We start from the raw sequence: 7,104 nt of genomic DNA on the forward strand, positions 1-7,104 counted from the left end.
CGGCCTGCCGCAGCACCCCAATGATCTGTTCCGGCTTCAAACGCTTCCCTGCCATCCCGACCTCCCTCAGGAGGCCAACTCTTCCATCAAACCCGGATCCAGTTCAGGGGCGCAGGTCAGTGGGCACCAAGGCCAGGGGCTCGGCAATGAGGGCGACCGGCTCAGCATCTGCCGGCAATGCGTGCACGGCAACCAGCAGCACGTCGCCTTGGCGATACTGGGTTCCTGGAACTGCCATTCCGACCTCCCGTCAGGATCCGGATGCACGCGTGGACCCGTGGCCGCTCTATGCTCTCGACCCGCGTCCGAGCCAGAGGCCGTTCGGGCGCGGCTCAAGGATTAGCCGGTCACCCTTGCGCAGGTAGGCTGCCTCGAGCGCGGCGACGGGGATGCGCAGGACGATCGTACCTTCCTTGCTCCAGGCCCCGTCCGGCACCTCAACCGTCCAGCTCGTGGCGGCGTCGCCGGCGACCGCCATTGAGTAGAGCTCGTCGACCCAGGTCAGCTCGCCGCGCTCGTAGTCTGTCGCGTAACACTGCAGGAAGGTCTCGATCAGGGCCGTGATCTCGGCGGTGCTCCGCCCAGATCGAGGCTTTCCGGCGAGGCTTCGAACCACGATTTGTTCAACCATCTTTCCTGGCGTCTCGCCGTCCCGTGTAACCTCGGCATACAGTCGATCGAGCACGACCCTCGCTGCAAGAGGATGGCCGTCCGGCAAGCAGCGCAAGTTGGCCAGGTCCGACAAGACCGTGACGGTCTCCGACGTGATTCGCCGCGCCAAGGCCACGTCGGGCCAGCGCTGAGCGAGCAGATGAATGAGGTCGATCCAGATTTTGCAGCTGGCACCCCGGAACTCGCGCCGCACTTCTGCCTTGTCGAGGAAATATGCGGCGTGATGCTCGTCTCTGCCCGATCCATCATGCGTCATGGATCTCACTCTCCTTGCTGAAGCATCATTCGGCCGCAGTAGGGTGACCGACCTTCAGTGGATCTCCGGGCCGGAATCCGCAGCGGAAGCAACATCCTGATCACGGGACCAGGCACGCTTGCCATGGTATACGGGCGGCGGAGCCGCACCGTTGACAACAGGTAGTCCAAACGCAGCTGCAGGCTCTGCGACCGAGGCCCTGGCCGGGCTGGTGGAGCGCGTCACCTTTCACAGCCCTGACACCGGCTCCTGCGTGCTGCGGGTCAAGGTGCGCGGCCAGCGCGACCCCGTCACTGTGGTCGGCCACGCCGCCCTGATCTCGGCCGGCGAGTTCGTCAGCGCCTCGGGGACCTGGATCAACGACCGCACCCATGGCCTGCAGTTCAAGGCTGCCTTCCTCGCCCGACATGGCTGCTCCGAGCTGTCGTCGTGATGCGGTCGCGCTGACACTCGCGGATGATCTGCGTCCTCCAGGACCGGTTTGTCTACCTGAGGTTGATGTATCTCTAAGGGAATGTTAGCGTATCGATAGCCGCCTACGCGGTTCGATGTGCCGGAAGTTCCGAGAGAAACATGCACACATCTGCACGGGCGATGCCTGCGCCCCGCTCTGGCTGCCGCAAGACGTCTAGTCGGTGCGGCGCGACCGGTTCTGGGGCGAGGCCGAGGTGCGGGGCGCGGGGGGAGGTGTGGACACCAGGTTGGTTGCAGAACCTGGCGCGCGATGCGGGTTACTCGGCTTGGCCGCGGCGGTCCGCGCAGGCTGGCCAGGAGAATGCCGGCCCGGCCGCCATGGTGCTTCAGCTGATTCGGGCGCACGGCGTCGCGCCGGATGGCGAGCCACTCGCGACGCTGGTTGTCACCCACGCCCTCGCCGCCGATTGACGCAGCCCGCGCGTCCCTGCCCATGAGGACACTGCCCAGCCTATGGCCCAAAACATGACAAGCGGCGGTGCGGCGCTCGGTGCGCGCGGCCGCTGGCACCTGCTGCGGCACAAGCTGCTGAAGATGGCGGCGCTGCTGGCCATCATCGTGTTCGATCCGTTCGGCTTCCAGGCCTCGCTGGTGCAGGCTTCGCGGCGCTTTGAGGACAGCATCGCCGCCGCGCTCTATGCGCCGCGGCATCACGCCAACATTGCCGTCGTCGCCGTGGCGCCGCCCCGCGACGACTGGCCGCTCGACTGGGGGCGCTGGGCCGGGCTGCTGGAACGTCTCGAGCGACTTGGCGCGGCCGCGGTGATGCTCGATGTCGAGCTTGGCACGGTGCGCGACGCCGATGGATCGGCGGGCGATCTGATCGAGTTCGTCGCCCGGCGCCGCCATGATCCTTCGGCGATGCCGCTGGTGCTGGTGGACAGCGGCCTGGCGCAGGTGACGCGCCGGCCGCGCCCCGGCTGCGCCGAGTGGGGCGATCTGCCGGAGGGCGGGGCGCAGCGGCGCGCCCGGTCCACGCTCGCCGAAAACTTGGCCTGCGACGCCACGGCACTAGCCTTCTACGACTGGCCCATCGAGAAGGATCACCGCGCCTACCCGCTCTTCGCGCTGCACATACCGCATCCTGGTGAGCGGGATGCGCAGGCAACGCTGTCACCGCTTCCGGCGACCGTTCTCGCGGCGCTGTCCTGCCGCGTGGCGGTGGCGCAGCGGCCGGCCTGGTGCGACACGCCGGGCGGGCAGGACTGGCTGCGCCTGCCGGATGTCGCGCGCGATGCGCTGGCGCATGGCGCGACGGAGGAGGCGCAGCATGCGCTGCCGCGGGCGCTGCGCCCGGTCTGGGCGCTCGGCGCCATCGACCCCGCGATCGCCGCCAGCGCGACCTGCCAGGACTACGGCGCGCCGGGCACCGCGGAGCGCCTGATGATCGCGGTCCGAATGCTGGCGGAGGAGCTGGTGGGCAAGAGGTTCGATGTCATCGACCTCGCCGGCGCCCGGGCGGGGAAGGTGGAAGGCAGCCTGCAGCGTCCCTGTTTCGTCCCGCGCGTGCTGACCTGGTCGCCGGGCAGCCCACTCTCGACCCCGGGCACGCCCGAGCAGGAGGCGGCGCTGGCTGCCGCCCTGCGTGACCGCATCGTGCTCGTCGGGGATGCGCGCATCGGGTCGCCGGACATCCTGACCTCGCCCGTGCATGGCATCGTGCCCGGCGTGATGCTGCACGCCACCGCGCTGGTCAACATGATGGACATGGGGGGCGCGGTGCGCCGCGTCGACTCCAAAAACCACCTGCTGAAGGTCGAGAACGGGAAGCTGCGTGACTGGGCGAAGACGCTCGGCCTCGCCATCGCCTCCTTTCTGCTTCTGCTGGTGTTCGACCGCTGGGTCGTCATGCCGCCCAGGGCCCGGCACGGTGTCCGCGCCTGGCTGCAGGGCATGGTGCGCCACCCGATGGTCATCGCGCTCGGCCGCGGCGTCGAGGCGGAGGCGACGCTACTGCAGTCCGCAGCCGGCGTCGGGCTGCGGCTCTGGGTCGCGGCGCTGACGATTGCAGGGCTGGCACTCGCCGTGCTGGCGGCCCGGCTCGACATGCTGCTCGCCGTTCCCATCCTCGCAGTGCTCTGGAGCCTGGCCTGGGCCAGCCTCCGCTGGGCCGCGTCGCGGCCCGGCCCCGCCAAAGCGTCGAAAAAGGCCTGCGGGCGGCACGGCATCATCACGCTGTTCCGCCTGGGGCTGTTCAGCGGCCTCGTCGCGGTGCTGCTCGTGCTGGCCGCCATCGACCTGCCTTCCGCCTCGCCGTTGCTCGTGCTCCTGGTGGGGCTGTCCGTGATCTTCCCCGTCCTCGAGCACTGGCCGCTGGACGAGGCGCAACACCACTGAATTAGGAGGAATCCCATGAAGCGGATCGCTTTTGCGCTGTTCCTGCTCGCCGCGCTCCCGGCGGCCGCGCAGGAGGTCGTCGCCGGCTATGTCGGCGCGCAGGTGCGCGTGCGCGCACCGGGCGAGACTGGCTGGCGTCCCATGCCAGCCGCGCAGCTTCCGGCCGAGGCGCGCATCCTGGCCAAGCGCGAGGCGAGCTGGGTCGAGATCGAGGTTCCGGGGGCGGGCCGGCTGCAGCTGAACTGGAACGACGTGCGCCAGCGCGTGCAGGTGACGGATTGCCAGCTGCCGGGCCGCGTGCAGACGGCGCAGGGCGGCAGCCAGGGCCTTTCGGCGCGGGGCTGCTGAGCATGCTACGCCGCTTCTCGTCGCTGCTCGCCCTGCTCGGCGCCGCTGCCTGCGCGCCGCCGCTGCCGACCGGGCGGATCATTGATCAGCCCGGCTTGCAGACGCGCATGGATGTCGCGCAGGGCACCCCGCAACGCCAGCGCCGGGGCCTTGCGGGCACGCCGCCGCTCGCCACCGAGGCGCCAATCGTCGTCTCGGCGCCGCTGCAGCGCGAGGTGGACCGCATCATGGAACGTCTCCTGCGCGACCCGCCGATCGGGGTCCAGCGCAGCCCGCGGGTCCTGGTACGAGCCGACGACAGCTATGGCGCGGAGATGACCCGCGACGGCGAGATCCACGTCAACATCGGCCTGCTCTCCAAAGCCGCGTCTGAGGACGAGATCGCCTTCGTGTTGGCACATGAAGCGGCGCACTACCTGCTCGGACACGGCATCAACCGCGACGGCACGCTGCGCGCCGGGCGAGGCTCGATCACACTGGCGCGCAACGCCTCCGTTTACGGGATCGCAATCGGCGCAAGCCAGGGGCAGGGCGCTGTCCCGGCCGCCGGCACGCGCCGCAACGCCGCCGTCGGCATGATCGCTGTGTTGTCGGCCGGGGAGGCGCTTACTGCCATCGCGGCCGAGATCGGGGATGCCAGCTATTCGCGGCAGCAGGAGATCGAGGCCGACCGGCTTGGCTTGGACTTGCTGGTCCGCGCCGGCTACCAGACAGGCGCCACGGGGAGTGTCTTCAATCAGCTCGAAGCACGCCACCGCGAGCAGGAGGGCCGCGCGGTCGACCTGCGCGGGAGTGTCGGCGGGGGCGTGATAGCCTCCGCCAATTTGCTGACCAGCGCCGTGCCGGTGAGGAACGAGCTCGCGCGCCTCGGCCTCACCGTCGGCACGATGCTGGTCGCCGCCGTGGCGGAGCAGGCTGCAGGCGGCATGCTGTCGGGCATGTCAGCGACCCACGACAAGCCCGAGGTGCGGCGTGCTGACCTACAAGAATACGAGGTCGCCCACTACGCGGACGGTCCGGATCGCGACCCTTCGCCGAATTCTTTCGCGCGGGCGCCGCTGGGGCGAGAGGTGGTGGAGACCATGCAGGCGCTGGAGGTGCTGCGCCGCGTCCAAGCGGCGATCGATGCAGACGACGCAGCCGGCGCCCGTGATGCGCTCCGCGGCCGAGACGCACTCATGGAACGGCGCACGCCCGTCCAGTGGCGCTTCGCTCGGTCACGTATCGCCGCGATGGAAGGCAACGAGGCCGAGCGCGGCCGATTGCTCGCCGAGGCGGTGCGTCACCCGCAGGCTTACGCCCACGTCTATGTCGAGCAAGCGCGCTTTCTTGAGCGCCGGGGCAACGTGGATGGTGCGCTGCAGGCGCTGCGCCAGGGGGAGCAGTCCTTTGGGACGCCCGAACCCTTCATTGCAGAGCGCGTGCGCATCCTTCGCGACGCGCGCCGGGACCAGGAACTCGCTCAGGCGCTCGCGCAGTGCCGCACACTCCACGTCGGGCCAATTGAGCGTGAATGCAGCAGCAACGCAAGGCGGGCGGATGTCCAGCCGGCCGTGCCGACCGGTCCCGCGGCAGACACGCAGCGACCGCTCTAATCCTGCAGGAGGGGGCCTGACCCGGGGCACCCATCGCTTGCCCCGCCGGGTGCGAGCATCCGGCGGCACGCAAGCGGCAACGGGACGAGCAGCCTGTTGGGCAGGGTCCGCACCTCACGCTTGGTCATCGCGGGACCTTCTTGCCTCCCTGTCGCGCATCGCCCGCCGTTGCATCCGTCGGCTTTGGTCGGACGGCGCGATCGCGGCATCGAGCTCCGCGCCGTTGTCGTTGGCCTGTTCCACATTGAGACTGCTGGTCCGCAGAGGACCAACCCTCCCGCACCATAACTGACGTCTTCAGCCCCCGCTAGCGCAGCAATGCCGGGCAGCGGGCGCCGTCCACGTCAAATCCGGACTGAAAAATCCTATTCGCGCCTGCCGTCCACGGCAATCCAGACACCAAGCGCCTGGGCCGAGCTGAATCCAGAGACTGCCGCCAGCGTCGTCAGGGTTATTACAAATGCCAGTAACGCGCTGTGTGACGCCCCGGAGTTCAGCCTGAATGCCTTCGCTACCTTGTGCTCTGGTCTCGACGCAACAGACCGCCGCTCGATATACGAAGGCGAATGGGGTGGCATCCGTTCGGCTGTCACGCGGGAGGATTTCGATTTCGCTCAGAACCTGTTCGTCAGCATGAACGCGATATTGAGAACCTTCACTGATGAAGAGACGACAGCGATGCAGCTCGCGTCGCTCTGGACGTTATTTTGCCAGGACCTGCGGATGAGTGTACCGTTGGAGATCATCTCCAGCGATACGCGGGAGGTCAGAGAAAGGGTCTGCTCCAGGTCGACCTCGGCTGTGTCGGCAAGCGCCTCGGCGCAGCCATGCGAGATGCGCGGCCGCCCACATGGACTGGGCACAGGCCGACGCGACGTCCCGGGTCGACACTGGCACAGACCCGGCCAGTCGTATCAATGAGGTCGCCAGCTGCACCAACCCTGCGTCGGTCATGTCGCCTCCACCTCCCAGCCGATGGCGCGGCGCAGGAAGGCGGCGCCGAGGGCGGCGAAGCTGGCCACCTCCGCATTGTCCTTGCCGTAGCCATGGCCGCCGGCAGCGGGCTCGTAGAACAGCACCGGGTAGCCCATGGCCTGCAGCTTCGCCGCCATCTTGCGGGCATGACCGGGATGCACCCGGTCATCGCGGCGGGTGGTAGCCAGCAGGATGGGTGGGTAGGGCCGGCCCGGCTCGGCTGTGTGGTAGGCCGAGAGGTGCTGCAGGAAGGCCCAGTCCTCCGGCCGGTCCGGGTCGCCGTACTCTGCGATCCAGCTCGCCCCGGCCAGCAGCCGGCTGTAGCGGCTGTGGCGCGACGATCTGGATGCGAGCAGCGCGACAATCAGGATGAGAGTCTGTGGTCGCGGCGGCTGGATGATTGTCGCGGCGCGACAGGTAGGCAAGCGGTTTTCGGGTGATGCGCGA

General features: G+C 68.8%; 6 protein-coding genes and 1 pseudogene. 5 read left to right on the plus strand and 2 right to left on the minus strand.

Features of this window, described 5'->3' with window-relative positions:
• Window positions 1–286: 286 nt before the first annotated feature.
• Window positions 287–928, minus strand: coding sequence for a hypothetical protein (locus LHA35_RS27295; RefSeq protein ID WP_226614318.1), 642 nt, complete (start codon window positions 926–928; stop codon window positions 287–289).
• A gap of 151 nt (window positions 929–1,079) precedes the next feature.
• Here LHA35_RS27295 and LHA35_RS27300 point away from each other — a divergent pair.
• The 5 genes and pseudogenes from LHA35_RS27300 to LHA35_RS27320 all read left to right on the plus strand — a co-directional run.
• Window positions 1,080–1,328: pseudogene (locus LHA35_RS27300) on the plus strand (YrrC family ATP-dependent DNA helicase); the annotation flags it as partial.
• Between the two features lie 539 nt (window positions 1,329–1,867).
• A complete protein-coding gene (locus tag LHA35_RS27305) occupies window positions 1,868–3,739 on the plus strand; it encodes a CHASE2 domain-containing protein (RefSeq protein WP_226614320.1) in 1,872 nt (623 codons plus the stop codon).
• Window positions 3,740–3,754: 15 nt separating this feature from the next.
• Complete coding sequence (locus LHA35_RS27310) at window positions 3,755–4,087, plus strand: hypothetical protein (protein WP_226614322.1); 333 nt, start codon at window positions 3,755–3,757, stop codon at window positions 4,085–4,087.
• Window positions 4,088–4,089: 2 nt separating this feature from the next.
• Window positions 4,090–5,682, plus strand: a complete 1,593-nt coding sequence (locus tag LHA35_RS27315) for a M48 family metalloprotease (protein ID WP_226614324.1) — start codon at window positions 4,090–4,092, stop codon at window positions 5,680–5,682.
• A 318-nt stretch (window positions 5,683–6,000) separates the two neighbouring features.
• The gene (locus LHA35_RS27320) at window positions 6,001–6,603 is read left to right on the plus strand and encodes a hypothetical protein (protein ID WP_226614327.1); all 603 of its coding nucleotides are present in this window, start codon (window positions 6,001–6,003) and stop codon (window positions 6,601–6,603) included.
• Between the two features lie 29 nt (window positions 6,604–6,632).
• Here the strand turns inward: LHA35_RS27320 and LHA35_RS27325 are convergent.
• Window positions 6,633–7,104 (minus strand): prolyl oligopeptidase family serine peptidase (locus LHA35_RS27325; RefSeq protein WP_226614329.1); only part of this gene is annotated, 472 nt, incomplete at its 5' end.

It is taken from the genome of Roseicella aerolata (assembly GCF_020523605.1).
GTDB lineage: Bacteria > Pseudomonadota > Alphaproteobacteria > Acetobacterales > Acetobacteraceae > Paracraurococcus > Paracraurococcus aerolatus.

What these genes read in the sequence shown, in the direction of transcription:
- LHA35_RS27295 (WP_226614318.1), bottom strand. Translation starts at nt 928, where the DNA reads ATGACGCATGATGGATCGGGCAGAGACGAGCATCACGCCGCATATTTC.
- LHA35_RS27305 (WP_226614320.1), top strand. Translation starts at nt 1,868, where the DNA reads ATGACAAGCGGCGGTGCGGCGCTCGGTGCGCGCGGCCGCTGGCACCTG.
- LHA35_RS27310 (WP_226614322.1), top strand. Translation starts at nt 3,755, where the DNA reads ATGAAGCGGATCGCTTTTGCGCTGTTCCTGCTCGCCGCGCTCCCGGCG.
- LHA35_RS27315 (WP_226614324.1), top strand. Translation starts at nt 4,090, where the DNA reads ATGCTACGCCGCTTCTCGTCGCTGCTCGCCCTGCTCGGCGCCGCTGCC.
- LHA35_RS27320 (WP_226614327.1), top strand. Translation starts at nt 6,001, where the DNA reads ATGCCGGGCAGCGGGCGCCGTCCACGTCAAATCCGGACTGAAAAATCC.